The sequence below is a fragment of the Streptomyces sp. NPDC090045 genome (assembly GCF_044747975.1).
Taxonomy (GTDB): domain Bacteria; phylum Actinomycetota; class Actinomycetes; order Streptomycetales; family Streptomycetaceae; genus Streptomyces.
Genome location: NZ_JBIVFA010000002.1, coordinates 613,222 through 638,594 on the forward strand (window position 1 = coordinate 613,222; position 25,373 = coordinate 638,594).

The 25,373-nt window shown below is 71.5% G+C and carries 23 protein-coding genes and 1 pseudogene; 9 read left to right on the plus strand and 15 right to left on the minus strand.

Annotation, left to right across the window (positions count from 1 at the left end):
* The first annotated feature begins 168 nt into the window (after positions 1 to 168).
* Positions 169 to 2,448 carry a transglycosylase domain-containing protein gene (locus ACIPYQ_RS07885; protein ID WP_401247269.1) on the plus strand — a complete coding sequence of 760 codons (2,280 nt, stop codon included), beginning with the start codon at positions 169 to 171 and terminating at the stop codon, positions 2,446 to 2,448.
* A gap of 81 nt (positions 2,449 to 2,529) precedes the next feature.
* Here ACIPYQ_RS07885 and ACIPYQ_RS07890 read toward each other — a convergent pair whose 3' ends face one another.
* The 3 genes from ACIPYQ_RS07890 to ACIPYQ_RS07900 form a co-directional block, all read right to left on the minus strand.
* Entirely contained in the window at positions 2,530 to 4,824 is a 2,295-nt protein-coding gene (locus ACIPYQ_RS07890) for a SpoIIE family protein phosphatase (RefSeq protein WP_401247272.1), read from the minus strand.
* 249 nt (positions 4,825 to 5,073) lie between these two features.
* Positions 5,074 to 5,793, minus strand: a complete 720-nt coding sequence (locus tag ACIPYQ_RS07895; RefSeq protein WP_401247274.1) for a DUF402 domain-containing protein — start codon at positions 5,791 to 5,793, stop codon at positions 5,074 to 5,076.
* 112 nt (positions 5,794 to 5,905) lie between these two features.
* Positions 5,906 to 7,309, minus strand: coding sequence for a class II fumarate hydratase (locus tag ACIPYQ_RS07900; RefSeq protein WP_362240848.1), 1,404 nt, complete (start codon positions 7,307 to 7,309; stop codon positions 5,906 to 5,908).
* 132 nt (positions 7,310 to 7,441) lie between these two features.
* Here ACIPYQ_RS07900 and ACIPYQ_RS07905 point away from each other — a divergent pair, with 132 nt between their 5' ends.
* Complete coding sequence (locus tag ACIPYQ_RS07905) at positions 7,442 to 8,944, plus strand: ricin-type beta-trefoil lectin domain protein (protein ID WP_361770393.1); 1,503 nt, start codon at positions 7,442 to 7,444, stop codon at positions 8,942 to 8,944.
* Between the two features lie 59 nt (positions 8,945 to 9,003).
* Here ACIPYQ_RS07905 and ACIPYQ_RS07910 read toward each other — a convergent pair whose 3' ends face one another.
* Positions 9,004 to 9,771 (minus strand): glycerophosphodiester phosphodiesterase family protein, encoded by a 768-nt coding sequence (locus ACIPYQ_RS07910; protein ID WP_361770396.1) that lies wholly within the window; start codon positions 9,769 to 9,771, stop codon positions 9,004 to 9,006.
* 53 nt (positions 9,772 to 9,824) lie between these two features.
* Between ACIPYQ_RS07910 and ACIPYQ_RS07915 the strand changes: the two genes are divergently transcribed.
* Entirely contained in the window at positions 9,825 to 10,181 is a 357-nt protein-coding gene (locus ACIPYQ_RS07915; protein ID WP_401247278.1) for a hypothetical protein, read from the plus strand.
* On the opposite strand, the gene ACIPYQ_RS07920 is transcribed toward ACIPYQ_RS07915, so the two are convergent.
* Together ACIPYQ_RS07920 and ACIPYQ_RS07925 are read right to left on the minus strand one after the other, a co-directional pair.
* Positions 10,182 to 10,790 carry a hypothetical protein gene (locus ACIPYQ_RS07920; RefSeq protein ID WP_401247281.1) on the minus strand — a complete coding sequence of 203 codons (609 nt, stop codon included), beginning with the start codon at positions 10,788 to 10,790 and terminating at the stop codon, positions 10,182 to 10,184.
* Between the two features lie 138 nt (positions 10,791 to 10,928).
* The gene (locus ACIPYQ_RS07925) at positions 10,929 to 12,593 is read right to left on the minus strand and encodes a fumarate hydratase (protein WP_401247284.1); all 1,665 of its coding nucleotides are present in this window, start codon (positions 12,591 to 12,593) and stop codon (positions 10,929 to 10,931) included.
* A 148-nt stretch (positions 12,594 to 12,741) separates the two neighbouring features.
* Here ACIPYQ_RS07925 and ACIPYQ_RS07930 point away from each other — a divergent pair, with 148 nt between their 5' ends.
* Positions 12,742 to 13,413 carry a DUF1707 domain-containing protein gene (locus ACIPYQ_RS07930; RefSeq protein ID WP_401247286.1) on the plus strand — a complete coding sequence of 224 codons (672 nt, stop codon included), beginning with the start codon at positions 12,742 to 12,744 and terminating at the stop codon, positions 13,411 to 13,413.
* Between the two features lie 134 nt (positions 13,414 to 13,547).
* Complete coding sequence (locus ACIPYQ_RS07935) at positions 13,548 to 13,916, plus strand: WhiB family transcriptional regulator (protein ID WP_030713891.1); 369 nt, start codon at positions 13,548 to 13,550, stop codon at positions 13,914 to 13,916.
* 155 nt (positions 13,917 to 14,071) lie between these two features.
* Here ACIPYQ_RS07935 and glpX read toward each other — a convergent pair whose 3' ends face one another.
* The gene (gene glpX / locus ACIPYQ_RS07940; RefSeq protein ID WP_401247290.1) at positions 14,072 to 15,103 is read right to left on the minus strand and encodes a class II fructose-bisphosphatase; all 1,032 of its coding nucleotides are present in this window, start codon (positions 15,101 to 15,103) and stop codon (positions 14,072 to 14,074) included.
* Between the two features lie 238 nt (positions 15,104 to 15,341).
* On the opposite strand from glpX, the gene ACIPYQ_RS07945 reads away from it, so the two are divergent.
* A complete protein-coding gene (locus ACIPYQ_RS07945; protein ID WP_401247713.1) occupies positions 15,342 to 15,860 on the plus strand; it encodes a DUF4245 domain-containing protein in 519 nt (172 codons plus the stop codon).
* A gap of 199 nt (positions 15,861 to 16,059) precedes the next feature.
* Here the strand turns inward: ACIPYQ_RS07945 and ACIPYQ_RS07950 are convergent, their stop codons facing one another.
* The 4 genes and pseudogenes from ACIPYQ_RS07950 to ACIPYQ_RS07965 all read right to left on the minus strand — a co-directional run.
* Complete coding sequence (locus ACIPYQ_RS07950) at positions 16,060 to 16,650, minus strand: malonic semialdehyde reductase (RefSeq protein ID WP_327416096.1); 591 nt, start codon at positions 16,648 to 16,650, stop codon at positions 16,060 to 16,062.
* Positions 16,651 to 16,747: 97 nt separating this feature from the next.
* A complete protein-coding gene (locus tag ACIPYQ_RS07955) occupies positions 16,748 to 16,966 on the minus strand; it encodes an exodeoxyribonuclease VII small subunit (RefSeq protein ID WP_319723379.1) in 219 nt (72 codons plus the stop codon).
* 95 nt (positions 16,967 to 17,061) lie between these two features.
* Positions 17,062 to 18,276, minus strand: a complete 1,215-nt coding sequence (gene xseA, locus ACIPYQ_RS07960; RefSeq protein WP_361771137.1) for an exodeoxyribonuclease VII large subunit — start codon at positions 18,274 to 18,276, stop codon at positions 17,062 to 17,064.
* 582 nt (positions 18,277 to 18,858) lie between these two features.
* Positions 18,859 to 20,223 (minus strand): annotated as a pseudogene (locus ACIPYQ_RS07965) (APC family permease); the annotation flags it as partial.
* 86 nt (positions 20,224 to 20,309) lie between these two features.
* Here ACIPYQ_RS07965 and ACIPYQ_RS07970 point away from each other — a divergent pair.
* Both ACIPYQ_RS07970 and ppgK read left to right on the plus strand, forming a co-directional pair.
* Entirely contained in the window at positions 20,310 to 21,302 is a 993-nt protein-coding gene (locus tag ACIPYQ_RS07970; RefSeq protein WP_401247294.1) for a 4-hydroxy-3-methylbut-2-enyl diphosphate reductase, read from the plus strand.
* A gap of 21 nt (positions 21,303 to 21,323) precedes the next feature.
* A complete protein-coding gene (ppgK, locus tag ACIPYQ_RS07975; protein WP_401247297.1) occupies positions 21,324 to 22,073 on the plus strand; it encodes a polyphosphate--glucose phosphotransferase in 750 nt (249 codons plus the stop codon).
* Here the strand turns inward: ppgK and ACIPYQ_RS07980 are convergent.
* Entirely contained in the window at positions 22,070 to 22,468 is a 399-nt protein-coding gene (locus ACIPYQ_RS07980; protein WP_361760492.1) for a DUF6542 domain-containing protein, read from the minus strand. The two genes, ppgK and ACIPYQ_RS07980, sit on opposite strands and share 4 nt — an antisense overlap.
* Before the next feature lie 255 nt (positions 22,469 to 22,723).
* Between ACIPYQ_RS07980 and ychF the strand changes: the two genes are divergently transcribed.
* On the plus strand, positions 22,724 to 23,812 hold the full coding sequence (ychF, locus tag ACIPYQ_RS07985) for a redox-regulated ATPase YchF (protein WP_401247301.1): 1,089 nt from the start codon (positions 22,724 to 22,726) through the stop codon (positions 23,810 to 23,812).
* Positions 23,813 to 23,896: 84 nt separating this feature from the next.
* On the opposite strand, the gene ACIPYQ_RS07990 is transcribed toward ychF, so the two are convergent.
* From ACIPYQ_RS07990 to ACIPYQ_RS08000, 3 genes are all read right to left on the minus strand, one after another.
* Entirely contained in the window at positions 23,897 to 24,160 is a 264-nt protein-coding gene (locus ACIPYQ_RS07990) for a type II toxin-antitoxin system RelE/ParE family toxin (RefSeq protein WP_401247304.1), read from the minus strand.
* Complete coding sequence (locus ACIPYQ_RS07995; protein ID WP_060180502.1) at positions 24,153 to 24,422, minus strand: type II toxin-antitoxin system Phd/YefM family antitoxin; 270 nt, start codon at positions 24,420 to 24,422, stop codon at positions 24,153 to 24,155. The genes ACIPYQ_RS07990 and ACIPYQ_RS07995 overlap by 8 nt, the downstream gene beginning before the upstream one ends.
* Positions 24,423 to 24,691: 269 nt before the next feature.
* A complete protein-coding gene (locus ACIPYQ_RS08000) occupies positions 24,692 to 25,306 on the minus strand; it encodes an antibiotic biosynthesis monooxygenase (RefSeq protein WP_401247307.1) in 615 nt (204 codons plus the stop codon).
* Positions 25,307 to 25,373 lie beyond the last annotated feature (67 nt).

Sequence of the window (25,373 nt, forward strand, 5' to 3'; positions counted from 1 at the left end):
CGTTGCGGCAACCCTTCGGCTTAGGTGAGCGTCGGTTCCAGTGATGTGGGTGCTCATTCTCACGTCCGGATTGACCGGTATTGGTAAGGGTTGACCATCCTTTGTCACAGCCTGCGGTGTTAGCTTTCTGAGCTGACGTCGGGGGGGTAATCGAGCGGAGCGGGAGCGATGGGCCGAGCAGAAGTGCGTAAGGCGCAGCAGCGCGGTGCGGGGCGTGCGCCAAGCAGCCGCGCGGGCGGCGCCAAGGGCAAGGGCGGCGCCGGCAAACGCAGCGGCATACGTCGCCTCTTCACGTGGAAGAAGATCCTCGGGACGTTCCTCGGGATGATCCTCCTCCTCATGGCCGCGGCGATCGTCCTCTACTTCTCGGTGGACGAACCCTCCGACCCGAACAAGCAGGCCACGCTCCAGAGCAACACCTACCGGTACTCCGACGGCTCGATCATGGCCCGCACCGGTGACACGAACCGCGAGATCGTGCCGATCGACAAGATTCCCGAGGACGTCCGCACCGCGTTCATCGCCATCGAGAACAAGTCCTTCTACAGCGACCGCGGCATCGACGTGATGGGCGTGGCGCGGGGCCTGTTCAACACGGCCACCGGCAAGGGCAAGGCCGGCGGTTCGACGATCACCCAGCAGTACGTCAAGAACTACTACCTGACGCAGGACCAGTCGGCGACGCGCAAGCTCCGGGAGCTGATCATCTCCCTCAAGGTCGACCAGCGCATGGAGAAGGACGACGTCCTCGTCGGCTACCTGAACACGAACTTCTACGGCCGCAACGCGTACGGCATCCAGGCCGCGGCCCAGGCCTTCTACGGGGTCGACTCCGACAAGCTCACCCTGGAGCAGGGCGCCTACCTCGCCGCCGTCATCCAGGCCCCCAGCCAGTACGACCTGGCGACGGCCGGCCCGAACGGCACGCGGCTGGTCAACATCCGCTTCAACGCCGTCCTCGACAACATGGTCGAGATGGGCAAGCTGGACCCGGCCAAGCGCAAGACCATGACGCTGCCGCCGCCGATCAAGCCCAAGCCCCGCCCGGGCATGGACGGCCAGAAGGGCTACCTGGTCCAGGCCGCCAACGACGAGCTGAACAAGCAGAACATCAACGACGCGCAGATCGCGGCCGGCGGCTGGACCATCACGCTCAACGTCGACAAGACGAAGCAGGCGGCGCTGGAGAAGGCCGTCGACGACGAGCTGGAGTCGAAGCTCGACCGCAAGGACACCAAGGGCCGGCCCCAGGACCAGAGCGTCCAGGCCGGCGCGACCTCCGTGGACGCGAAGACCGGTGCCATCGTCGCCATGTACGGCGGCCAGGGCCTGCAGGAGAAGTCCGAGAGCAACGCCCTGCGCAAGGACTACCAGCCGGGCTCGACCTTCAAGCCGGTCGTGCTCGCCTCCGCCCTGGAGAACGGGTCGAAGACCCAGGACGGCAAGCCGATCACGCCGAACTCGCTCTACGACGGCACCAGCAAGCGCCAGGTTCTCGGCAGCAAGATCCCGTTCAACCCGCAGAACCAGGACAACAAGAACTACGGCGACCCGATGATGACGGTCCAGGAAGCCACCAACTTCTCGGTGAACTCCGTCTACGCCCAGATGATCGTGGACGTGAAGCCGCCCAACGTGAAGAAGACGGCCCTGGCCCTCGGCATGGTGGACCGCGATGGCTGGCCCGACGACAGGCCGGCCATGGCGCTCGGCACGATGACCGCGAGCACCCTGGAGATGGCCGGCGTCTACGCCAGCTTCGACAACCACGGCAAGAAGGTCACGCCGACGATCATCAAGAGCGCCAGCCACAAGGAACGCGAGTTCACCCCGCAGCAGGCCATCGGCAGCCAGGCCATCAGCCGCAAGACCGCCGACACCGTCACCAAGGTGCTCCAGGGCGTGGTCAACGACGAGGGCGGCTCCGGCAACAAGGTCCGCAGCAGCTCCTACGAGGCGGCCGGCAAGACCGGTACCAGTGAGTCGAACTTCTCCGGCTGGTTCACCGGTTACACGCCCGAGCTGGTCACCGTCGTCGCGATGTTCGGCGAGGAGCCGGGCTCGCACAACCAGGTCACCCTGACCGGCACCGCCGGCCTGGGACGCGCGGGCGGCTCCAGCTTCCCCGCCTCGATCTGGAAGGCGTACACGCTGGCCGCGCTCAAGGGCGCGGACACGGGCAAGTTCGACACCTCGGACGCGGAGATGGGCGCCGTGCAGACGCCGTCCCGCAGCGCCTCGCCGACGCCCACGACGAGCCAGTCCTCCAGCCCGCCGGCGACCAGCAGCAGCCCGGCGCAGTCCCCGACGGCGCCGGTGAGCCCCACGCCGACGAAGACCGGCGCGACGCCGACGACCACGCCGACGGCGACGCCGACGACGACGCCGACCAAGACCGGCGGTCCCAAGCCGCCGGACCCGCCGATCTTCGGGAACGAGGACCGCTGACAGACCGCCGCCCCGCAGCCATCAGGCTGCGGGGCGGCGGCTTTTCGGCAGGGGCTCCTGCCCGTGCGGTTCGTCGTGCGGTCAGCGCCGCTCCTGGGCCCCCGGCAACGGGAGCTCGAACCAGACCACCTTGCCACTGCTCAGACGGGTCGCACCCCAGCGGCGGGCCATCCGGTTGACCAGGAACAGGCCGCGGCCGCCCTCGTCCGTGTCCCGCGCCCGGCGCTGGCGGGGCAGTTGCGGGGAGTCGTCGCCGACCTCGCAGCGCAGCACGTCCGTCCGCAGCAGACGCAGCGTCACGGGCCGCTCCGCGTACCGGACGGCATTGGTGACCACCTCGCTGACCAACAGCTCCAGCGAGTCGCTCAGCTCCTCCAGACCCCACCGGGTCAGCGCGCGGCGGGCGAACCGGCGGGCCCGGCCCGGAGCGGTCTCCTCCGGGTCCAGGAACCAGTACGCGACGTCACTGGGCGCGATCCCGTCGAAACGAGCCGCCAGCAGGGCGATGTCGTCGTCCCGGTCGCCCGGACCGAGCATGTCCAGCACGTCGTCGCACAGGGCCTCCAGCGGCGGCGGGTGGTCCAGGCCCGTCAGCTGGGCGGTGGTGGCCAGCCGCTCCCGCAGCTGCTCGATGCCGGTCCACACGTCCCGCAGGCGCGACTCCACCAGGCCGTCGGTGTAGAGCAGCAGGGTGGCCCCGGCGGGCGCGTCCAGCTCCACGGCCTCGAAGTCCACGCCGCCGACGCCGATGGGCGCGCCGGGCGGCACGCGGAGCACCTCGGCGCGGCCGCCCAGGTGCAGCAGCACCGGCGGCGGGTGACCGGCGTTGGCGATGGTGATCCGGTGCGCGACCGGATCGTAGACGGCGTACAGGCAGGTGGCCATGCGGTCGGAGCCCAGGCGCTGCGCCTGCTCGTCCAGGTGGTGCAGGACCTCGGCGGGCGGCAGGTCCAGCTGCGCGAGGGTCTGCGCCGTGGTCCGGAGCTGGCCCATGATCGCGGCGGAGGTCATGGAGTGGCCCATGACGTCGCCGACGACGAGCGCGACCCGGCTGCCGGGCAGCGGTATGGCGTCGTACCAGTCGCCGCCGACCCGCGCCGTCTCGGCGGCGGGCAGGTAGCGGGAGGCCAGCCGCACCCCGGTGGGCTGCGGCAGGCTGTCGGGCAGCATCGTGCGCTGCAGCTCGTCCGCGATGTACGCCTCACGGCCGTACAGGACGGCCTTGTCGATGCCCAGCGCGGTGTGGGTGGCCAGCTGGGCGGCGACCAGGAGGTCGTTCTGCTCGAAGGCGGGACGCTCCGGGCTGCGCAGGAAGACGGCGGCGCCGATCACCCGCCGGCGGCCGCGCAGGGGCGCGAGCACGGCCCGGTTGCCGCGCGGCAGCGGATGGTCCACGCCGAGCAGCTCGGGCAGTGCCGCCCGGGCGGCGGCGGAGGACCCGAAGACGGGCCGTACGCCGCGCAGCACTTCGGCGAGCGCGCCGCCGGGCCGGATCTCGCACAGCTCGGCCGCGGGCAGGTCACCCTGCGGGCCGACCAGCGGCAGCTGGCTGAAGTCGAGCTCGCCGGTGGCCCCCGCGGCCCCGGCGAGGTCCATCCCCGCGCCGATGGTGCTGCTGATGTCCGTCAGGTCGTCGATCGGCCGGAGCCGGTCGGTGCGCCGGAGCCTTAAAACGACCGGGCCGACGGGCCGCTCGTCGCCGACCGGGAGCGGATCGCGCAGGTAGACGAGGATGGCGTCCGAGAAGGTGGGCACGGTGGCCCGGCACAGGCCGAGCACGATCTCGTCCAGGTCGATGCCGCGGGCGATGCGCCGGGTGGCGGCGCCCACGAAACGCAGCCGGTCGCCTTCGCGGCGCGCGGCCGTCGCCTCCCCGGTGCCTGCGACCGGTATGCCGCTCCCGCCGCCGTGGTGGCCGCTGTTCTGACCGGAGGTCTCGTCGGCACCGGCCGCGGCGGCGGGGCCGTCACCGCGCGGGCGGGGCGGCTCGGAGGGTCCGCCGTGTCCGGCGGTGGCGCCCGCGGCGTTGCGGGCGGCCGCGCCGTCCCGCAGCCGGACGCCGTCCTGGTCCTGCCCCTGGACCGGGTCCGGGGCGGCCGGGCCGCCGGACTCGCCCGGCGCGGGAGCCTTGCGGCGGGGCCGGGGAAGTCCGGCGGCCCCGCCCGCGCCCGCCGCGGAGCGGGCCGAGCGCGCGTCGGAAGCCGCCGCGGCCGCGCCGCCGCCCGGCTCTGCGGCATGCCCGGCGCCCGCGCTCGGCGCATGCGTGCGTACGGCCTCGGCGGCGGCGATGGGCGCCTTGCCGTGGCCGGCCTCGTCCGTACCTCCGCCGGAGGCGACGGGCTGCGGGCCCTCCTGGGAGGTGGGGTACTCCGTCACGCGTGGAATTCCGTCCGTTTGCGCTCGATGTGCGCTGCACTCAACTCGGTCAGTCGCGGTATACCCGCTCAGCGGCCCGGGCACCATCGCCCCGAGGTTCCTCTTTGCCTCCCGCCCCCGCGCCGACCTCCCGTCAGGTTCCGCGTGCGGCGCGACACTTGTGGATGCACGGCCCGAACGCACCGCCCCGCGCGCGCGACCTCGCGGAGCACGATCCTACGTTTGAACCCCGGGGGCGCATCAAGGGTCTCATGAGGTCATATGCGCCGGGGTGCGGTCCCAGTCCTCCGGAAGGGCCGGAATTCTCCAGGCGGGATCCGGCCGCCAGTCCTGCCAGCCGTCGGAGAACGGAGCTCCCCATTCCTCGATCAGCGAGACCGCCGCGCGACCGGCGTGCCGGACCCGCAGCGCCTGCTCCCGGTCCATCAGGCCGGACCGCTGCGCCTGGGCGAACTCGTCCTCGTCCAGCCACTTCCAGCTGCGGTCGGGGTAGACGGCGATGTCGAGGAAGTGGTCCACGGAATCCACTCCGCCGGCCCATCGCGACCGGGGCTCCTCCAGGTTCACGTACCAGTTCTTGAACCGCCAGCCGTTCCCCCAGAACAGCCACACCGACCACGGGTCCCCGGGCCGGGCCAGCTTCAGCACCCCGCCGCCGAACCAGCGCGAGCGCACGGTCGTGCGCGGCGCGGTGTAGCGGGTGGCGAGCGGTTCCTCGTGGACGGAGGTGCCGTCGGCCAGGACCGGCTTGACGCACTCGGTGCCCGGGGCCATCCAGACGGCCAGCAGCTCGTCCGTGTCCTGAACCACCGTCACCGGGCGGCAGATGTGCACCGGGCCCTTCAGACCCGGGGCGTGGTCGCGGTAGCGCCAGAGGATCTGCTCCCCGGGCGCCCAGCGCGTGCCCTGCGCGGGGCCCTGCGGCGCGTCCTGCGCCGAGCCGCTCCCGGGCTTGAAAGTACCTGTCATGCGGAGATCTTAGGGCGGGGGCCCGCGCCCCCGCTGCGGTGCAGGTCACTGGGGGGTTGGCGGACGGGAATCGACCGGATCCGGCCCCCGCCCGGGGGCCGGGTCCCGCGGGTCACGGGTGCGTCATGCGCAGCACGTCCAGGGCCTCGTCGAGCTGCTCCAGGGTCAGGGCGCCGCGTTCCACGTAGCCGGACTCCAGGACGACCTCCCTGATCGTCTTCCGCTCGGCGAGGGACCTCTTGGCCACCTTGGCGGCCTCCTCGTAGCCGATGTAGCGATTGAGCGGGGTCACCACGGAGGGCGAGGACTCGGCGTATTCCCTGGCCCGCGCCTCGTTGGCGGTGATCCCGTCGACCGTGCGGTCGGCCAGCAGCCGGCTCGCGCTGCCGAGCAGCCGGATCGATTCGAGGAGGTTCCTGGCCATCACCGGGAGCATCACATTGAGCTCGAAGTTGCCTGCCGCGCCCGCCACCGCGACGGTGGCGTCGTTCCCCATGACCTGGGCGGCGACCATCAGGACGGCCTCCGGGACCACCGGATTGACCTTTCCGGGCATGATCGAGGAGCCGGGCTGGAGATCCGGGAGATTGATTTCGGCCAATCCGGTGCGCGGCCCGGACGCCATCCAGCGCAGGTCGTTGGAGATCTTGGTGAGCGAGACGGCGACCGTGCGGAGCATCCCGGAGGTCTCCACCAGCGCGTCCCGCGCCCCCTGGGCCTCGAAGTGGTCGCGGGCCTCGGTCAGCGGCAGCCCGGTGGCGGCGGCCACCTCGGCGATCACGGCGGCGGAGAACCCGGGCGGGGTGTTGATGCCGGTGCCCACCGCGGTGCCGCCCAGCGGCAGCTCGGCGAGGCGGGGGAGGGCCGCGCGCAGCCGCTCGACGCCGTAGCGGATCTGGGCCGCGTATCCGCCGAACTCCTGGCCCAGGGTGACCGGGGTGGCGTCCATCAGGTGGGTCCGCCCCGCCTTGACCACCTGCGCGAACTCGGCCGCCTTGCGCTCCAGCGCGGCGGCGAGGTGCTCCAGGGCCGGGATCAGCTCGCCGCTGACGGCGGCGGTGGCGGCGATGTGGATGGACGACGGGAAGACGTCGTTGGAGCTCTGCGAGGCGTTGACGTGGTCGTTGGGGTGCACCTCCCGGCCCAGCCGCTCGGTGGCGAGGGTGGCGATCACCTCGTTGGTGTTCATGTTGGACGAGGTCCCGGAGCCGGTCTGGAAGACGTCCACGGGGAAGTGCTCGTCCCAGCGGCCGTCCGCGACCTCGGCGGCGGCGGACCGGATCGCGTCGGCGACGTCCTCGCCGACGACGCCCAGCCGCGCGTTCACCACGGCGGCCGCGGCCTTGATGCGGGCGAGGGCCTCGATGTGGGCGCGTTCCAACCGCTGCCCGGACACGGGGAAGTTCTCCACCGCGCGCTGGGTCTGGGCGCGCCACTTGGCGTGCAGGGGCACCCGTACGTCGCCCATGGAGTCGTGCTCGATCCGGAACGCTTCGGCCTGCTGATGTTCGGTCATTTTCCTGGCCTCCTCAAAAACTTGAGCAATTGTCTTGTTCGAAGTGTTCCCAACTCACTTACCGGCCAGTAAATACCGTGGGTAACACTGACATCCGGGGAGGCGTTCATGGCACGTGCACGTACGAAACCCATGCTCAGATCTACCTTCGCCGCCGTCGCGGCGATCGCGGCCGCCCTGGGCGGCGTCACCGCCATCACCCCCATGGCCCAGGCGGCGACCCCCGCAGCGGCCGTCACCCCCCTCTCGCCCGAGCTGGAGGCGATCCGGGCGGCGGAAGCCGTCAAGATCTACGGCGACGCCGCCGTCCGCCCGCTGAACGAGCGCAAGACCGGCCTGATCTCGCTGGGCGACAGCGAGATATCGGGCGAGGGCGTGGGCAACTACGACCCCGCGACCAACACGCCGAACAACCAGTGCCACCGCTCGCCCGACTCGGCGATCCACCGCACCGGCATCCCGGCCGACCTCACCTTCAACGTCGCCTGCTCCGGCGGCTACACGGGCAACATCAGGATCGGCGGCAGCAAGCAGTACGCCGACGAGCTGGTGCAGAGCGACAGCCTGGCCATCAAGGCCCGCAACACGAAGATCAAGATGGTCCTGCTGGTCGCCGGCGCCAACGACGACCTGCAGTTCGGCCCCGTCATGACCGACTGCGTGACCCGCTGGATCCTCAGCCAGGGCACCTGCGAGCCCAAGTACGCCCCCGGCTGGCAGGGGCGCGTCGACGGCCTGAAGCCCAAGGTGGAGGCCACGGTCGCGGACCTCAAGACGGTCATGCGCGACGCCGGTTACGCCGACTCCGACTACAAGCTGGTCGTGATGGGCTACCCCAGCCCCATCGGGCCCGACTTCTACGACAACCCGAACTTCCCCGGCAAGCTGCCCGGCGGCTGCGCCGGCTACGACTCCGACGCCACCTGGGGCCGCAACTACGCGGTGCCCACCTTCGAGAAGGGCATGCGCGCGGCGGCCCTCGCCTCCGGCGCCACCTACCTGGACAACTCGCGGCTCTTCCACGGGCACGAGGTGTGCATGGAGGACACCTGGGCCCGCGGGCTCTACCTGGACCTCGGGGACCACTTCCCGTGGGACGAGAACACCGCCCGCCAGTCCTTCCACCCCAACTACCGCGGCCACGGCGCCTTCGCGTCCTGTCTGACCCAGCTCTACAACTCGGGCCTGCGCGAGGCCTCCTGCGCCGACCCGGCGAGCACCGGGACGCCCGTCCTGCAGGCCGGGGCCTGGGACGACAAGTTCAAGCCCCTGAAGAACGAGGCGACCGGCAACTGCCTCGACTCCTTCGGCGGCTCCAGCGCCAACGAGACGAAGATCGTGGGCTGGGACTGCCACGGCGGCCGGAACCAGGGCTGGTGGTACGACGCCGCCCGCAAGTCCGTCCACATCGAGCTGACCCAGGACCGCTGCCTCGACGCCCCCGGCGCCAACTACGGCTCCGGCACCGGCCTGATCATCTGGAACTGCCACGGCGGAGCGAACCAGCAGTTCGTCCGCGACGGCGCCACCCTGCGCCCCGCCGCCGCCCCGGGCCAGTGCCTCACGGTGGCCGCCGCCCACGAGCCGCTGCGCCTGCAGCCCTGCAACGGTTCCGCGAACCAGCGCTTCGTGTAATCCCGCCCCGATCCGCCCCTACGACCCCCCACGCCCGGCCGGCGCACCCCGGCCGGGTGTCACATGTCGCGCAGCAGCTTGCGCACCTCGCGCGGCCGGTTGGTGATCAGCGTGTCGACGCCGAGGCGCAGGCACAGCTCCACGTCCTCCGGCTCGTCCACGGTCCACACCCGTACGGACAGCCCCTTGGCCTTCAGCCGGGCCACCAGCCCCGGGTCCCGGCGCACGAGATCGATGCCCGGGCCCGCGTGCGTCGCGTACGGGGGCCGGACCGGGCGCAGCCGCCGCTCGATCAGGTAGACGGCGGGCAGGCCGGGCGCGAGCCGGTGCAGCCGGGTCAGCGCGCTCCGCGAGAAGCTCATCACCTCGACACGGCCGCTCGCTCCGTCGGCCAGCCCGTACTCCCGGAGCATCCGCACCAGTTCCGTCTCCAGGCGGCCGCCCGCGCGCGTCGGATGCTTGGTCTCGACGGCCAGCCCCACGGGCCGGGGTGCGGCCAGCGCCTCCCGGAGCAGGTCCTCGAAGAGGAGCACCCGGGCCCCGCGGTGCTCCTCGCCCTTCCACCCGCCGAAGTCGAGGGCGCGCAGTTCCTCGTACGTCATCTCCGAGACGACCCCGCGCCCGTCGGAGGTCCGCTCGACGCGCCGGTCGTGCACGCACACCAGCCGCTGATCGGCGGTGAGCCGCACATCGCACTCCAGCGCGTCGGCCCCGTCGGCGATGGCCTGCCGGTAGGCGGCGAGGGTGTGCTCGGGGTGCTCGTGGGAGGCCCCGCGATGGGCGATGACGCGCACGTCGCGGGCGGTGGGGGGCTGCATCTGCGTCATGCCCCAGACGTTATCCGGATGCGCGGGACGCCCCGGCACCGCATCCTGCCCTGATGGCCGAACAGCAGGTGTACGCGACCCTTCACTGCGAGCCGTGCGAGGAGTGCGTCCGGGAGGACTGGCAGTTCATCCGGGACGGCGAGCTGCAGTGGGCTGGGTTCTACCACTGTCCGCGGTACGAGATCTACGCCTGCGACGAAGGACGGGGCGTACCGCCGCCGTCGGTCCGGGAGCGCATCGTGGCCCGGGAGGGCACGGTCCACCTGCCGGTCGGCGGGCCCGACGGGGTGCCGATCGCGCTGCTGCGCCGGGTGTACCGGCTGACCATCGCCGAGGTGGCGGCCGCGCGGAAGACGGGGTACCGGGCCACCCCCGTTGAGGCCCGGTACCTGTTGTCTCCGACGCCGTGACTACGACTTCGGTTGCGGGGACAGCGGGGCGGGATTGACCTTGAAGCCGCCCTTGGTGACCTCCGTGAAGGGGGCCGGGGCCATGCAGGTGCCCACCGTGCCCTCGGCGACCGTGCCGTCCGGCTTCACGTCGACGTTGGCGATGTCCCAGGAGAACCCGACGCGGTCCGGCTCGCCGCGCCGGCCGTCCTGGACGCTGATGCCGATCCGCTTGCCGTCCCAGCCGACGTTCGAGCTCTTGACCACGGCGGTGAGCGTGGCGGTCTTGCCACCCGTGACCAGGCAGTCCACCTCCGCCTCGCCGGTCGCGGTGAAGTCGGTCTCCGTGTAGTGGTGGGAGATGGTCACCCGGCCCCGGGCGTCCGTCGGCAGGCCCTTCTCGCCTCCCGGGGCCGGGAACGGCCTGGTCCACGGGGTGGACTCGGCATCGACGGTGAAGCGGATGTCGTCCTTGGCGGAGTAGGGGTAGAAGATCGTGCCGCCCCCGTGCACGGAGGCGAGCTTCGGCGCGGCCGCAGGCGCGGCCGGGGCCGGAGCCGCAGCGATCAGCGTGGCCGCGAGGGCGGCGGCGGTTCCGGCGAGGATGAGGGCGCGCCTGCGGTTCTTCATCGTGAACTCCCGTGTTCCAAAGGCTGTTTGGTTACGGGGAAAGCCTCGCCGGGAGCCCGCCGTCCTGCCATCTGCCGATGGGCGGAGCTGCGCGAGGGCCCCTCCCCCGAACGGGGGAGGGGCCCTCGGTCGCACGCGCTACAGGCCCGGGCCGCGGACCGGGATGTGGGTGAACGTCGGCTCCGGGGCCGGGTTCTGGAAGAAGTCGTTGCCCTTGTCGTCGACGACGATGAAGGCCGGGAAGTCCTCGACCTCGATCTTCCAGACCGCCTCCATGCCGAGCTCCTCGTACTCCAGGACCTCGACCTTCTTGATGCAGTCCTGGGCCAGGCGCGCCGCCGGGCCGCCGATCGAGCCCAGGTAGAAGCCGCCGTGCGTGCCGCACGCGTCCGTCACCTGCTGGGAGCGGTTGCCCTTGGCCAGCATGACCTTGGAGCCGCCCGCCGCCTGGAACTGCTCCACGTAGGAGTCCATGCGGCCGGCCGTGGTCGGGCCGAAGGAACCGGAGGCGTAGCCCTCGGGGGTCTTCGCCGGGCCGGCGTAGTACACCGGGTGGTCCTTCAGGTACTGCGGCATCGGCGCGCCCGAGTCCAGCAGCTCCTTGATCTTGGCGTGCGCGATGTCGCGCGCCACGACCAGCGGGCCGGTCAGCGAGAGGCGGGTCTTGACCGGGTGCTTGGTCAGGGTCGCCAGGATCTCGTCCATCGGCTGGTTCAGGTCGATGGAGACCACGTCCGCGGACTCGTCGAGGTGCGAGTCCGTGGTGTCCGGCAGGAAGCGCGCCGGGTCCGTCTCCAGCTGCTCCAGGAAGACGCCCTCTGCGGTGATCTTCGCGGTCGCCTGGCGGTCGGCCGAGCAGGACACGGCGATCGCGACGGGCAGCGAGGCGCCGTGGCGGGGCAGGCGGACCACGCGGACGTCGTGGCAGAAGTACTTGCCGCCGAACTGCGCGCCGATGCCGATCTTCTGGGTCAGCTCGAAGACCTGCTGCTCCAGGGCCTCGTCGCGGAAGCCGTGGCCCAGCGGGGAGCCCTCGCGGGGCAGCTCGTCCAGGTAGTGCGCCGAGGCGTACTTGGCGGTCTTCAGCGCGTGCTCGGCGGAGGTGCCGCCGACGACGATCGCCAGGTGGTAGGGCGGGCAGGCCGCCGTACCGAGCGAGCGGATCTTCTCCTCCAGGAACTTCATCATGGAGGCCTCGTTGAGGACCGCCTTGGTCTCCTGGTAGAGGAAGGACTTGTTGGCGGAGCCGCCGCCCTTGGCCATGAAGAGGAACTTGTACGAGCCGCCGTCGGTCGCGTACAGCTCGATCTGCGCGGGCAGGTTCGAGCCGGTGTTCTTCTCTTCCCACATGGTGATGGGGGCCATCTGCGAGTAGCGCAGGTTCAGGCGGGTGTACGCGTCGTAGATGCCGCGCGACAGCGCCGCCTCGTCGCCGCCCTCGGTGAGCACGTTCTGGCCGCGCTTGCCCATCACGATCGCCGTGCCCGTGTCCTGGCACATCGGCAGGACGCCGGCCGCCGCGATGTTCGCGTTCTTGAGCAGGTCGAGCGCGACGAACTTGTCGTTCGAGGAGGCCTCGGGGTCGTCGATGATGCGGCGCAGCTGCGCGAGGTGCGCGGGGCGCAGGAAGTGCTGGATGTCGTGGATGGCCTCTTCGGCGAGCTTGCGCAGCGCCTCGGGCTCGACCTTGAGGAACGTACGGCCGTCCGCCTCGAAGGTGGACACGCCCTCGGCGGTCACCAGCCGGTACGGCGTGGTGTCCTCGCCCAGGGGCAGCAGGTCGGTGTAGGCGAACTCCGGCATCGTGTGGCCAATCCTCACTCGGCAGACAGCGCTGGCGACCATTTGGCAGCGCAGTCCTCCAGCGTAGAACCTCCCGCCGGGGACGTGTCTGTGAGGTAAGGCTCACTCGGTAGTATCGCGATCTATCGTGTCTCGCTATGCTGGGCCCGTGGACCTGGAAAAGCAACCCGCCGCCCCCGCAGCCGCAGCCTCTCCCGCCGAGCTGCGCGCCTCCGATGCCGACCGGGACCGGATCGCGCAGATCCTCGGCGACGCCCTCGCCGAAGGCCGGCTGACCTCCGACGAGCACTCCGAGCGCCTGGACTCGCTGTACGCCTTCAAGACGGTCGGCGAGCTGGAAGGCCTCGTACGGGATCTGCCCGCACCCGGCGGCTCCCATGCCCCGTTCGCGCCGGCGGGCCCCACCGGCCCGGCCGGCGCGGGGGTGCCCGCCGAGACGATCGTCGCCGTGTGCAGCAGCTCCGCCCGCAAGGGCCGCTGGCGGCCGGGCGCGCACACCCGCGCGGTCTCCGTGATGGGCGACATCAACATCGACCTCACCGAGGCCGTCTTCGAGCAGCAGGTCACCGAGATCAACGTGACCTGCGTCCTCGGCAACGTCGAGGTCCTGGTCCCGGAGAACGTCACCCTGCGCGGCTACGGCAGCGGGGTCCTCGGCAACTTCGAGGTGCGCGGCGAGGGCCGCGGGGAGAGCGACCCGCAGGCGCCGGTGGTGATCGTCCGGGGCTTCGCCCTGCTCGGCAACATCGAGGCACGGCCCAAGATGGGCGCCCGCCTGGTCGATCTGGCACGCAAACTGCGCAAGCGCCTGGACGGCTGAAAGCCGCTCACGGCGGGGGTCGCGTTTCGGACGAACCCCCGGCGCCCGGTGGCACCCGGTGCATAGGGGCGCGTGCAGCGGGTAGGGACAGGTGCATCGTCTCTCGCTCGCGTACCCGTCGTCAGGAGTAGACCGTGCCGCATCCGCCGCATCAGTCCCTGAAGGTTGCCGCCGTGCCGAAGCCGCGGGTGCCGGCGAGGGCTGAGGACGGCCCATGGCATGCGGAGGCGGTGTGCCGCAGGGACGAGGCGGGGCTGTTCTTCGCGCCCTCCAAAGAGCCCACGGCGGCCCGGCTCTCCCGCGAGGAGGCCGCCAAGCGCGTCTGTGCCCGCTGCCCGGTCATGGTCGCCTGCCGGGAGCACGCACTCCTCCAGCCCGAGCCGTACGGGGTCTGGGGCGGCCTCACCGCCGCCGAGCGCCGGGTGGTCCTGGCGCGCATGCGCCGCAGGTCGGCCGAGCTGCGCCAGGCTCCGGCGGCCGGCCCCGTCGCGGCCGCGGGCTAGCTCCCGCCTGCGGCCGGCCGGGGGCGCGCGCAGCCCCGTACGAGCCGCGTGGACACGGCAGGGCCGGCCGTGTGGACGCAGCGAGAGGGGCGGTCACCGCCGCACACGGTGACTGCCCCTCTCGCTGTGGACGCGCGCTTCGGCCTGCTGCAGGCCTACTGCGCGCGGTCGAAGTCGATCGCGCTGTACGCGCGCAGCTTCGACAGGCGGTGCGTGGAGTCGATCCGCCGGATCGTGCCCGACTTCGAGCGCATGACCAGCGAGGACGTCGTCGCGGTCTCCGAGCGGTAGTGGACGCCGCGCAGCAGCTCGCCGTCCGTGATGCCGGTGGCGACGAAGAAGACGTTCTCGCCGGACACCAGGTCGTTGGTGTGCAGGACGCGGTCCAGGTCGTGACCCGCGTCGATGGCCTTCTGGCGCTCGGCCTCGTCCTTCGGCCACAGCTTGCCCTGGATGGTGCCGCCGAGGCACTTTATGGCGCAGGCCGAGATGATGCCCTCGGGGGTGCCGCCGATGCCGAGGAGCAGGTCCACGCCGGTGCCCTCGCGCACCGCCATGACCGAGCCCGCGACGTCGCCGTCGGAGATGAACTTGATCCGGGCGCCGGTCTCGCGGATCTCCTTGACGATGCCCTCGTGGCGGGGGCGGTCCAGGATGATCACGGTGACGTCCTCGACGGCCATGTTCTTGGCCTTGGCGACGCGCCGGATGTTGACCGAAACGGGGGCGTTGATGTCGACGAAGTCGGCGGCCTCGGGACCGGTGACCAGCTTCTCCATGTAGAAGACCGCGGACGGGTCGAACATGGTGCCGCGGTCGGCGGCGGCGAGCACGGCGATGGCGTTCGGCATGCCCTTGGCGTTCAGGGTGGTGCCGTCGATCGGGTCCACGGCGATGTCGACCTCGGCACCGGTGCCGTCACCGACCCGCTCGCCGTTGAAGAGCATCGGGGCTTCGTCCTTCTCGCCCTCGCCGATGACGACGACGCCGTTCATCGAGACGGTGGAGATCAGGGTCCGCATCGCGTTGACCGCGGCGCCGTCGGCGCCGAGCTTGTCGCCGCGCCCGACCCACCGGCCCGCGGCCATGGCGGCGGCCTCGGTGACCCGGACGAGTTCCAGGGCGAGGTTGCGGTCGGGGGCCTCCGGAGAGACTTCGAGCTGGGGCGGCAGGTTGTGCTCGGTCATCGGAGCGCACCTTTCTGTACGGCGACGGCCGGGAAGTGAGGGTGCTGGAACTCTATCGGTACGTCGACATATTGAGCAGGGCGGGTCACGTATGAGCGGTATATCGGTCAGGCGTTTGTCCTGAGCGGACACCTTGCGGGCCCCGGTGGAATCTCCAGCGTCCGCCGTGCGGCGCGCCGGCGCGACCCCGGCGGTGATCGCCCCCCTGTCATGCGGGACGATGGGTGCCGTGGCAGGTATGAAAGGCAAGCAGACGGTCTGGGACATGGTCCGGTCGCTCGGGGTGATCGGCATCGTCGTCGCCGGGATCTACCTCTTCGTCCCCCATGACGAGGACGCCGATCCGATCCGCGCGGTCGACTACCGGGTGGAGACGATCACGGCCCGGCGCGCGGCCCCGTATCCGGTGGCGGCCCCCGTGGGGCTCCCGGAGCAGTGGCGGGCGACCTCGGTGACGTACGAGCGCAAGAAGGACAACGCCTGGCACCTGGGCTTCCTCGACCCGGAGAAGCAGTACGTGGCGGTGGAGCAGTCCACGGACACCTCGCCCAAGTACCTCGCCCGGGTCACCCAGCAGGCGGCGGCCACCGGGCAGACCCAGCAGGTCGGGGACACGGCCTGGGAGCGCTGGGACGGCGAGAAGTACGACGCCCTCGTCCGCCAGGGGCAGGGCCACGTCACGGTGGTGACGGGGACGGCCTCCTTCGAGCAGCTCGGCGCGATGGCGGCGGCGCTGGAGTTCAAGCAGGGCGCGTAGCGCTCCCGCCGGTCGGCTGCGCCGCTTGGGCGGGGCGCCGGGGTCGGGCGCACAGTCCAGCCTCGCCGGCGTTTGAGGCGCGGGGTCCGGGGCGGAGCCCCGATCTTTGAGTCGCACCCTCCAGCCGTGCCGCACCACAGCCGAAGGGCCGTGCCCCCGGGATTCCGGGGGCACGGCCCTTCTCGCGTGCGCGGCCTGCTCAGACCGTGGTGACGACCTCGTCGAACGCCAGGCGCGGGGAGCGCGGGAAGGCGGCGTCCTCGCCCGGCTTGCCGATGTTGACGACCATCAGCGGGGTGTGGTCGGCGTCCAGGAACTCCTTCTGGATGCCGCCGAAGTCGGCGCCGGTCATCGGGCCCGCGGCCAGACCGGCGGCGCGGACGCCGACGATGAAGTAGGCGGCCTGCAGGGCGGCGTTCAGCAGCGCGGACTGCTCGCGGACCGGGCGCTCGGCGAAGAACATGTCCTTGGCCTGCGGGAAGTGCGGCAGCAGCTGCGGGAGCTCCTCGTGGAACTCGTTGTCCGCGGAGAGGATCGCGACCAGCGGCGCGGTGGCGGTCTTCGCCGCGTTGCCCTCGGCCATGTGCTTGACGAGGCGCTCGCGGGCCTCGGGGGAGCGGACCAGGGTGATGCGCAGCGGCGTCTGGTTGAACGCGGTGGGGCCGAACTTCACCAGGTCGTAGATCGCCTGGACCTGCTCCTCGGTGACCGGCTCGTCCGAGAACGAGTTGGCCGTGCGGGCCTCGCGGAACAGCAGGTCCTGCGCGGCGGAGTCAAGAACGAGAGACATCGGAAAGCCTTCTTCCATACGGAGGTGAAGCGATGTCCCCGACTCTACGGCCGAAGTAGATGAATTTTCAACTAAATCCCCCTGGTGGTGACCGGGATCACTCCTCCTCGGCCGGCTCGCGCGCCGCCAGCGCGGAGTCCAGGCGGGCCCGGGCTCCCTCCAGCCAGTGCCGGCAGACCTTCGCCAGCTCCTCGCCGCGCTCCCAGAGCGCCAGCGAGTCCTCCAGCGAGGTGCCGCCCGCCTCCAGCTTGCGGACGACCTCGATGAGCTCGTCGCGGGCCTGCTCGTATCCCAGCGCGGTCTCGGCCTCTGCCATTCCCTTTTCCACCCTATGTGTGTAGTGCAACCAGTTGGTTGCGGCCGTGTGTCGTGTTTCCGGGCGCCGCTGCCCGCTGCCTGCCTGCCTGCCCGCTACTCGGGCGGAGCGACCCGTACGGAGAAGGTGCCCTCCGCCACCCGTGCGCGCAGCACCTCGTCCGCCGCGAGACCCTCCGGCGAACGCACCACGTGGCCGTCGGCCCGCTGCAGTACGGCGTACCCGCGCTCCAGGGTCGCGGCCGGGGACAGCGCCACCACCCGGGCGAGCGTGTGGGCGAGCTCCGAGTCGGCCCGGTCCAGCAGGTGCCCGAGCGTGCGCCGGCCGCGTGCCAGCAGCGCGTCCAGCTCGTCCTCCCGGATCTCCACCATCCGCTGCGGGTGGACGAAGACCGGCCGGCCGAGGGCGTGCGCGAGCCCCCGCTCCTCCCGGTCGAGCAGACCGGTCACCGCGCGCAGCCCCCGGGCCTGCAGCTGGCGCACGCGCTCCAGCTCCTCGCCCACGTCCGGGACCACCTTCTTCGCCGCGTCCGTGGGCGTGGAGGCCCGCACGTCCGCGACCAGGTCCAGCAGCGGGGAGTCGGGCTCGTGGCCGATCGCCGAGACCACGGGCGTACGGGCCGCCGCGACCGTGCGGACGACCTCCTCGTCGGAGAAGGGCAGCAGGTCCTCCACGCTGCCGCCGCCGCGCGCCACGATGATCACGTCGACCTCGTCCAGGGCGTCGAGCTCCTTGACCGCCTGGACCACCTGGGGCACCGCGTGCACCCCCTGGACGGCGACGTTGCGCACCTCGAAGCGGACGGCCGGCCAGCGGCGCCGGGCGTTCTCCAGTACGTCGCGCTCGGCCGCCGAGGCCCGCCCGACCACCAGCCCGATCAGCTGCGGCAGGAACGGCAGCGGCTTCTTGCGGTCCAGCGCGAAGAGCCCCTCGGCGGCGAGGGACCGCTTGAGCTTCTCCAGCCGGGCGAGGAGCTCGCCGATGCCGACGGGCCGTATCTCGGTGGCCCGCAGGGACAGCTGCCCGCGCGGGGCGTACCACTCCGGCTTGGCCAGCAGGACGACCCGCGCGCCCTCCGAGACCACGTCCGCGACCTCGTCGAAGACCTGGCGGAAGCAGGTCACGCTGACCGAGATGTCGTGCGAGGGGTCGCGCAGCGTCAGGAAGACCACCCCCGCCCCCGGCCGCCGCGAGAGCTGCGTGATCTGCCCTTCCACCCACACCTGACCGAGCCGCTCGATCCAGCCCCCGATGAGCCGGGACACCTGGCCTACCGGCAGCGGCGCCTCGGCCGACGTATTCAGACCCATGCACGCAGGCTAACGGGCTCCGCTGACAGCGTCTCAGGCTCCGGGTCGGGTGTCGGGCCCCGGGGCTCCTGAATCCGCGGGTCCGCCCGGTGCGGACGAGGTGCCGGGTGGGGGCGAGGCGCCGGGTGCGGGCGAGGCGTCGGGTGCGGGCGAGGCACCGGGGGTACGCGAGGCGCCGGGGGCGGGCGCGGCTCCAGGTGTACGCGGAGCGCCCGTACGCGCGGCCCCGGGTGCGCGGGAGGCCCCGGGTCTGCCGGGGGCGTCGGGTGCGGGCGAGGCCCCGGGTGCCGGCGAGGCTCCGGGGGCGGGCGAGGTTCCGGGGGCGGGCGAGGTTCCGGGGGTACGCGAGGCGCCCGTGCGCGAGGTGCCCGGTGCGCGCGAGGCTCCGGGGGCGGGCGCGGCTCTAGATGTACGCGGAGCGCCCGTACGCGCGGCCCCCGGTGCGCGCGAGGCCCCCGGTGCGCGCGAGGCTCCAGGTGTGCGCGGAGCGCCCGTACGCGAGGCCCCGGGTGTGCGCGAGGCGTCGGGGGTGCCGGGTGAGCCCGGTCCGTCGGGTGCGCCCGGGCCGTCCGGGCCGTCGGGCCGGCCGCGTTGGGCGAGGAGGACGCACAGGCCCACCGCCAGCCACACCGCCCCCACCACCTGGGCCGTCCAGGAGGCCTCCACGATCACCGCGACGGTCACCGCCGCGCCGAGCACCGGCATCACCAGGTGTTTCCACCAGACCGGCGGACCCTCCCGCCGCTTCACCACGAACCACCCCACCACCGACGCGTGCAGCAGGGTGAAGGCCACCAGTGCCCCGACGTCCACGACGGACACCAGGTGGTCCAGCCCGTCGTCGCGCCGGGCCGCCCACACGGCGGCGACCAGCGTGATGCCGGCCGCCACCAGCAGGGCGAGCCGCGGGGTGCCGTCCGAGGTCCGCGCGAGCGCCCGCGGCAGCCGCCGCTCCCGGGCCATCGCGAACACCAGCCGCCCGGCCGCCGCCTGCCCCGCCAGCGCCGCGAAGGCCGCCCCGATCGCCTTGCTGACCGCCACCAGGTCGTGCAGCCAGGTGCCGACCGAGGACTCCACCGCGTCGTAGAAGGCCGGCCCCTGCAGCCCAGGATCGGCCGCCAGTTCCGCCGCGGACACGGGCATGAGCAGCGCCGCCAGATAGCTCTGCACGACGAACAGCAGCCCGGCCAGCGCCAGGCAGAAGAGCACCGCCCGCGCCACGCGCTCCGAGCCGCCCGTCACCTCCTCGGCGAAGGAGGCGATCGCGTCGAAGCCGAGGTACGACAGCACCGCCACCGACACCGCGCCCAGCACCGCGGCCGTGCTGAAGCCGAGCGAGCCGTCACCGGTCAGCGGCGAGAGCCAGCCGCGCCGCGCCCCGCCCTGGGCCAGCACGGTCACCGCGGCGACCAGGAAGACGAGCAGGACGAGGATCTCCAGGGCCAGCACGGCGAAGCCCACGCGCGCGGCCGCCCGTACGCCCCACAGGTTGAGGAGGGTGGTGATCACGACGGCCAGCGCCGTCCACACCCACCGGGAGACCTCCGGCACCAGCGCGTTCATCGCGATCCCCGAGAAGAGGTACGCGACCGCCGGGATCAGCAGGTAGTCGAGCATCGCCATCCACCCGGCGATCAGCCCGGGCCCCTCGCCCAGGCCCTTGCGGGCGTACGTGAAGACCGAGCCGGCCTGCGGGGCGACCCGGACCATCTGGGCGTAGGAGAAGGCCGTGAAGGCCATCGCGACGGTCGCGGCGAGGTAGACGAGGGCGACCGCGCCGTGCGACTTGGCGTCCAGGGTGCCGAAGACCCCGACCGGGGCCATGGGGGCGATGAAGAGCAGCCCGTAGACGACCAGGTCCCGGAAGCCGAGGCTCCGCCGGAGCGGGCCGGCCGGGGCCCGCTCGGGTACCGGGGCCGCCGTACTGGGATCCGTACCCGACACCATCGGCCCTCCGAGGGATGCTGTGCACACGCTTGCGATCAAGTGTGGGACGGACGGGGGACGAACGGCCTGCTGGGGACCCCCGTACGATGGAGGGCATGACTGCTGCCGCTTCCCGCCGTGTCCTGCTCGCCGCCCCTCGCGGCTACTGCGCGGGCGTCGACCGAGCCGTGATCGCTGTCGAGAAGGCTCTCGAGCAGTACGGCGCGCCGGTCTACGTCCGCCACGAGATCGTGCACAACAAGTACGTCGTCCAGACGCTGGAGAAGAAGGGCGCCATCTTCGTCGAGCGGACGGAGGAGGTGCCCGAGGGCTCCATCGTGATGTTCTCCGCGCACGGCGTGGCGCCGGTGGTGCACGAGGAGGCGGCGCGCGGTAAGCTCGCGACGATCGACGCCACCTGCCCGCTGGTCACCAAGGTGCACAAGGAAGCCATCCGGTACGCGAACGAGGACTTCGACATCCTCCTCATCGGCCACGAGGGCCACGAGGAGGTCATCGGCACCTTCGGCGAGGCCCCGGACCACATCACGATCGTCGACGGCCCGGACGACGTCGCCAACGTCGAGGTGCGGGACGAGTCGAAGGTCGTCTGGCTGTCGCAGACCACCCTCTCGGTCGACGAGACGATGGAGACGGTCGACGCGCTGAAGACCAAGTTCCCGCTGCTGGTCTCGCCGCCCAGCGACGACATCTGCTACGCCACCTCGAACCGGCAGGCCGCCGTCAAGGTGATGGGCGCCGACTCCGACCTGGTCATCGTGGTCGGTTCCAAGAACTCCTCGAACTCCATCCGCCTCGTCGAGGTCGCGCTGGACGCCGGCGCGGGCGCCGCGCACCTCGTCGACTTCGCGAGCGAGATCGACGAGGCCTGGCTGGAGGGCGTCACCACCGTCGGCCTCACCTCGGGCGCCTCGGTGCCGGAGGTCCTGGTCGAGGAGGTCCTGGAGTGGCTCGCGGCGCGCGGTTACGCGGACGTGGAGATCGTCAAGACCGCCGAGGAGTCGATCGTCTTCTCGCTGCCCAAGGAACTCCGCCGGGACCTGCGCGCGGAGGCCGCCGAACTGGTCGCCGACAAGTAACTCCTTTCGTACGGTATGTCCATGCAGATCTTCGGCGTGGACATCGGCGGATCCGGGATCAAGGGCGCTCCCGTGGACCTGGACCGTGGCGACCTGGCGCAAGAGCGCCACAAAGTACTGACACCGCAGCCGGCCACCCCCGACGGGGTGGCCGGCTGCGTCGTCGAGGTGGTGCGCCACTTCGACTGGGACGGCCCGGTGGGGGTCACCTTCCCCGGGGTGGTCACCGGCGGCGTCACCCGTACGGCGGCCAACATGGACAAGGCGTGGATCGGCGTCGACACGGCGGACCTGCTGTCGGGGCGGCTGGGCGGCAGGCCGGTCACGGTCCTCAACGACGCGGACGCGGCGGGGATCGCGGAGATGACGTACGGGGCCGGGAAGGGGCGGGACGGCACGGTCCTCCTGCTCACGCTGGGCACGGGCATCGGGAGCGCCCTGTTCCGGGACGGGCGGCTGGTCCCGAACACGGAGCTCGGCCACCTGGAGCTGAAGGGCCACGACGCGGAGACGCGGGCCTCGGTGAAGGCCAAGGAGGACCACGGGCTCACTTGGGAGCGCTGGGCGCACCGGGTGCAGAGGTACCTGGAGCACGTGGAGATGCTCTTCTCCCCGGACCTCTTCATCATCGGCGGCGGCGTCAGCCGCAAGCCGGAGAAGTTCCTTCCGCTGATCGAGGGCGTCCGGGCCGAGATCGTGCCGGCGAAGCTGCAGAACAACGCGGGGATCGTGGGCGCGGCAATGGCGGCGAAGGGGCCCGCCGGGGGCTAGGAGGTCGAGGCGGTCCGGCGGGGGAGCCGCCTCTTCCCGATCAGCACCGCCTTGCGCACGATGACGATCAGCGCGGCGACCAGCGTGCCCGCGTACAGCCAGCCGGCGTGCAGGGACAGGGCGGACACCAGCCCCATCAGCTGCCCGCCGAAGCCGCCGGAGCCGCCCGAGATGGGCCACACCCCGGCGGCGAAGGCGATGGGGGCGCTGATCGGCGCGGTGATCAGGTCGGCGGGCCGTACCCAGAGCGCGGCGGCGGCCGCGACGGGCACGAAGAGCAGCCCGTAGACGAAGAGCGAGGAACCGAAGAGCAGCCAGCAGATCCCGGCGACGAGCACCATGCCGGCGCACGCGAAAAGCCCGCCGCCGAGCCCGGTCAGCCGGGGCCTGGGCATCCGCCGCGCCGGCACGGGCCGCGGGGCGCCGCCCTGGGCGGGCACGCCCGTCGGCGGCCGCCGACGCTGGGCCGGAGGTCGCTGCGGGTGAGGGGCCGGTCGCGTGCTGTATTGCTCCACCCCACCAAACTAGGCGGGGAGGCGGCCGGATCGGGCCCCGGACACGCGTACATCCACCGCCACTCATCGGAAAGTAAACTGTCCGGTGGCCCACCTCCGGGCCGCCGCCCCCTCCAGCTACGGGAAGTCGCCAACGTGTCGCTCACGATCGGAATCGTCGGCCTGCCGAATGTCGGCAAGTCGACCCTGTTCAACGCCCTGACCAAGAACGACGTGCTGGCGGCCAACTACCCGTTCGCCACGATCGAGCCGAACGTCGGCGTCGTCGGCGTCCCGGACCAGCGCCTCGGCGTGCTGGCCGGCATCTTCGGCTCGCAGCGCGTCCTCCCGGCGACGGTCGACTTCGTCGACATCGCGGGCATCGTCCGCGGCGCCTCCGAGGGCGAGGGCCTGGGCAACAAGTTCCTCGCGAACATCCGCGAGTCGGACGCCATCTGCCAGGTCATCCGCGCCTTCAAGGACGAGAACGTCGTCCACGTCGACGGCAAGGTCTCGCCGAAGGACGACATCGAGACGATCAACACCGAGCTGATCCTCGCCGACCTCCAGTCCATCGAGAAGGCGGTGCCGCGCCTGACGAAGGAGTCCCGCCTCCAGAAGGAGAAGGTCGCGGTCCTGGCCGCCGTCGAGAAGGCCCAGAAGATCCTGGAGGAGGGGCACACCCTCTTCTCCCGCGGCATCACCAAGGGCACGGAGCAGGGCGACCTCCTCCACGAGCTCCACCTCCTCACGACGAAGCCCTTCCTCTACGTCTTCAACGTGGACGAGGACGAGCTGACGGACGACGCGTTCAAGGCGGAGCAGTCCGCGCTGGTCGCCCCGGCGGAGGCGATCTTCCTGAACGCCAAGCTGGAGGCGGACCTGGTCGAGCTGGACGACGAGGAGGCCCTCGAACTCCTCCAGTCGGTCGGCCAGGACGAGCCGGGCATGGCCACCCTGGGCCGCGTCGGCTTCGCCACCCTGGGCCTGCAGACCTACCTGACGGCCGGCCCGAAGGAAACCCGCGCCTGGACCATCAAGCAGGGCGCCACCGCCCCCGAGGCCGCCGGCGTGATCCACACCGACTTCCAGCGCGGCTTCATCAAGGCCGAGGTCATCTCCTTCGCAGACCTGGTCGACTGCGGCTCGGTCGCCGAAGCCCGCTCCAAGGGCAAGGCCCGCATGGAGGGCAAGGACTACGTCATGCAGGACGGCGACGTGGTCGAGTTCCGCTTCAACGTCTGATCGCGTATCCAGATGCGGCCTGACCTGCGAGGATGCAGGTCAGGCCCTTCTGCTGTCCGCAACAGTCCGCAGAACCGGGAGCAGCTACGTCTCGTAGGCCGTGGAGCGGTGTCCGACGTGTACGACCCACACCACCAGCTCCCCGTTGTCGATCGTGTAGACGACACGGTAGTCGCCGACCCGTAGGCGGCGGCGCTCAGGCTGGGATACGAGTGCCGTGGTGTTGAAGCCGAAGGGGTCGCTCTCCAGCTCTGTCAGTTTGGCCAGGATGCGAAGCGCCATGTCACGCGGGATCTTGCGCAGCTCGGCCTGGGCCTCGGGCCGGAACACCGTGCGGTAGTCACTCACTGCGTGCCAGTGTCTCCCTCATCACGTCCTCGATCGGGACGCCGGCGGCCGGGCTCGCCATGCGCTCGTCGATGATGCGGTTGATCTCGCGCTCTTCCCACTCCTGGTACTTGCGCAGGACCTCGATGGAGACGACGGCGGCGACCTGCTTGCCGCGACGGGTGATGACGGTGGGCACGTCGTCGCGGTCGGCCCGTTCGACGACTTCGGCCAAGTGAGCGCGTACGTCGCGGATGGACTCTATGGGCAGCGGCTGAGTCATGCCTCAAGGGTACCGAGTGTGCCATGTGTACACAATCGGGGTTGCATGCACTCTTTGGGATGAGCCTCCGATTGGGTGGCTGATTCCGGGGACAGAGATCCCGCGGCCCTGCGGCGTGCAGGGGCCCCCGCGTACGAGCCACGCCCCCGGCCGATGGACTAATTGCGCAAGCATGCAGGTCAGAAGGGGCCGGATTCGTCGAGTTCGACCCGTTCTGCATGCTCATGCCGACTTGGTGCTGACTCGCGATCGCGGAACCGGAGGCAGGGTCAGGCCTGGGGTACCGCCGTGGCGAGGACCACCTCGAATTCCTCGAGGCTGCGGGTGGTTGCGCGAGCCTTCGCCGTGGCCTCTCCGCGGACCGCCGCGACGGCGCCACGGGATGCCACGAGTGCGTCGCGGTCGGCGTAGAGCGCGCCGACGGCGGCTCTGCCGCGGTCGCGATCGATGAGCAGGGAGATGCCGGCCAGTCCGGGAACCTTCTGGACCCTGGGCAGTGAGGTGTCGCGGAACGTGTCCACCAGCAGGTCGACGTCGGCCGGCTCGACGTCCATGTGGACCAGCCGGAACCCCGCGCCCGGCGCGAGTTCCTCGGCGCGCCGGGCGACCGCCGCTTCCCAGTTGTCGACCGTCACGGTCTGCGCGAAGGGCGCCATCATCTCGGCCCGCCGCTTGCTCAGGTTCTCGTAGCTGGCCTGTCGGGAGGCCTCGTCCTCCCACCACGATCCCACCAGGAGCTTGCCGAGCTCGCGGTCGGCGAACAGCCCCATCCCGCGAAAGCCCGGTTGCGCCGACAGCAGCGCACGCCCGTCGGTCCGGAGCGCCTCGGCGACCCCGTCGAGCTCGGCCGGATCACCCGTTGCATAGATGCTGCGAACGTACATAGCGCCCTTCCTGTCTTCCGGTGGCCCCGCGCGGGCTCGTGCTCCCACTCCATGCGATGACCGGGGC

Bases quoted from the DNA above. Each gene is read 5' to 3' on its own strand.
- glpX (WP_401247290.1), bottom strand. From the start codon at position 15,103: ATGACCGAGCACAACCTGCCGCCCCAGCTCGAAGTCTCTCCGGAGGCC.
- ACIPYQ_RS07955 (WP_319723379.1), bottom strand. From the start codon at position 16,966: ATGGCAGAGGCCGAGACCGCGCTGGGATACGAGCAGGCCCGCGACGAG.
- ACIPYQ_RS07920 (WP_401247281.1), bottom strand. From the start codon at position 10,790: ATGAAGAACCGCAGGCGCGCCCTCATCCTCGCCGGAACCGCCGCCGCC.
- ACIPYQ_RS07885 (WP_401247269.1), top strand. From the start codon at position 169: ATGGGCCGAGCAGAAGTGCGTAAGGCGCAGCAGCGCGGTGCGGGGCGT.
- ACIPYQ_RS07925 (WP_401247284.1), bottom strand. From the start codon at position 12,593: ATGCCGGAGTTCGCCTACACCGACCTGCTGCCCCTGGGCGAGGACACC.
- ACIPYQ_RS07970 (WP_401247294.1), top strand. From the start codon at position 20,310: ATGGAGGGCATGACTGCTGCCGCTTCCCGCCGTGTCCTGCTCGCCGCC.
- ACIPYQ_RS07910 (WP_361770396.1), bottom strand. From the start codon at position 9,771: ATGACGCAGATGCAGCCCCCCACCGCCCGCGACGTGCGCGTCATCGCC.
- ACIPYQ_RS07900 (WP_362240848.1), bottom strand. From the start codon at position 7,309: ATGACCGAACATCAGCAGGCCGAAGCGTTCCGGATCGAGCACGACTCC.
- ACIPYQ_RS07895 (WP_401247274.1), bottom strand. From the start codon at position 5,793: ATGACAGGTACTTTCAAGCCCGGGAGCGGCTCGGCGCAGGACGCGCCG.
- ACIPYQ_RS07915 (WP_401247278.1), top strand. From the start codon at position 9,825: ATGGCCGAACAGCAGGTGTACGCGACCCTTCACTGCGAGCCGTGCGAG.
- ACIPYQ_RS07905 (WP_361770393.1), top strand. From the start codon at position 7,442: ATGCTCAGATCTACCTTCGCCGCCGTCGCGGCGATCGCGGCCGCCCTG.
- ACIPYQ_RS07980 (WP_361760492.1), bottom strand. From the start codon at position 22,468: ATGCCCAGGCCCCGGCTGACCGGGCTCGGCGGCGGGCTTTTCGCGTGC.
- ppgK (WP_401247297.1), top strand. From the start codon at position 21,324: ATGCAGATCTTCGGCGTGGACATCGGCGGATCCGGGATCAAGGGCGCT.
- xseA (WP_361771137.1), bottom strand. From the start codon at position 18,276: ATGGGTCTGAATACGTCGGCCGAGGCGCCGCTGCCGGTAGGCCAGGTG.
- ACIPYQ_RS07995 (WP_060180502.1), bottom strand. From the start codon at position 24,422: ATGACTCAGCCGCTGCCCATAGAGTCCATCCGCGACGTACGCGCTCAC.
- ACIPYQ_RS07945 (WP_401247713.1), top strand. From the start codon at position 15,342: ATGAAAGGCAAGCAGACGGTCTGGGACATGGTCCGGTCGCTCGGGGTG.
- ACIPYQ_RS08000 (WP_401247307.1), bottom strand. From the start codon at position 25,306: ATGTACGTTCGCAGCATCTATGCAACGGGTGATCCGGCCGAGCTCGAC.
- ACIPYQ_RS07950 (WP_327416096.1), bottom strand. From the start codon at position 16,650: ATGTCTCTCGTTCTTGACTCCGCCGCGCAGGACCTGCTGTTCCGCGAG.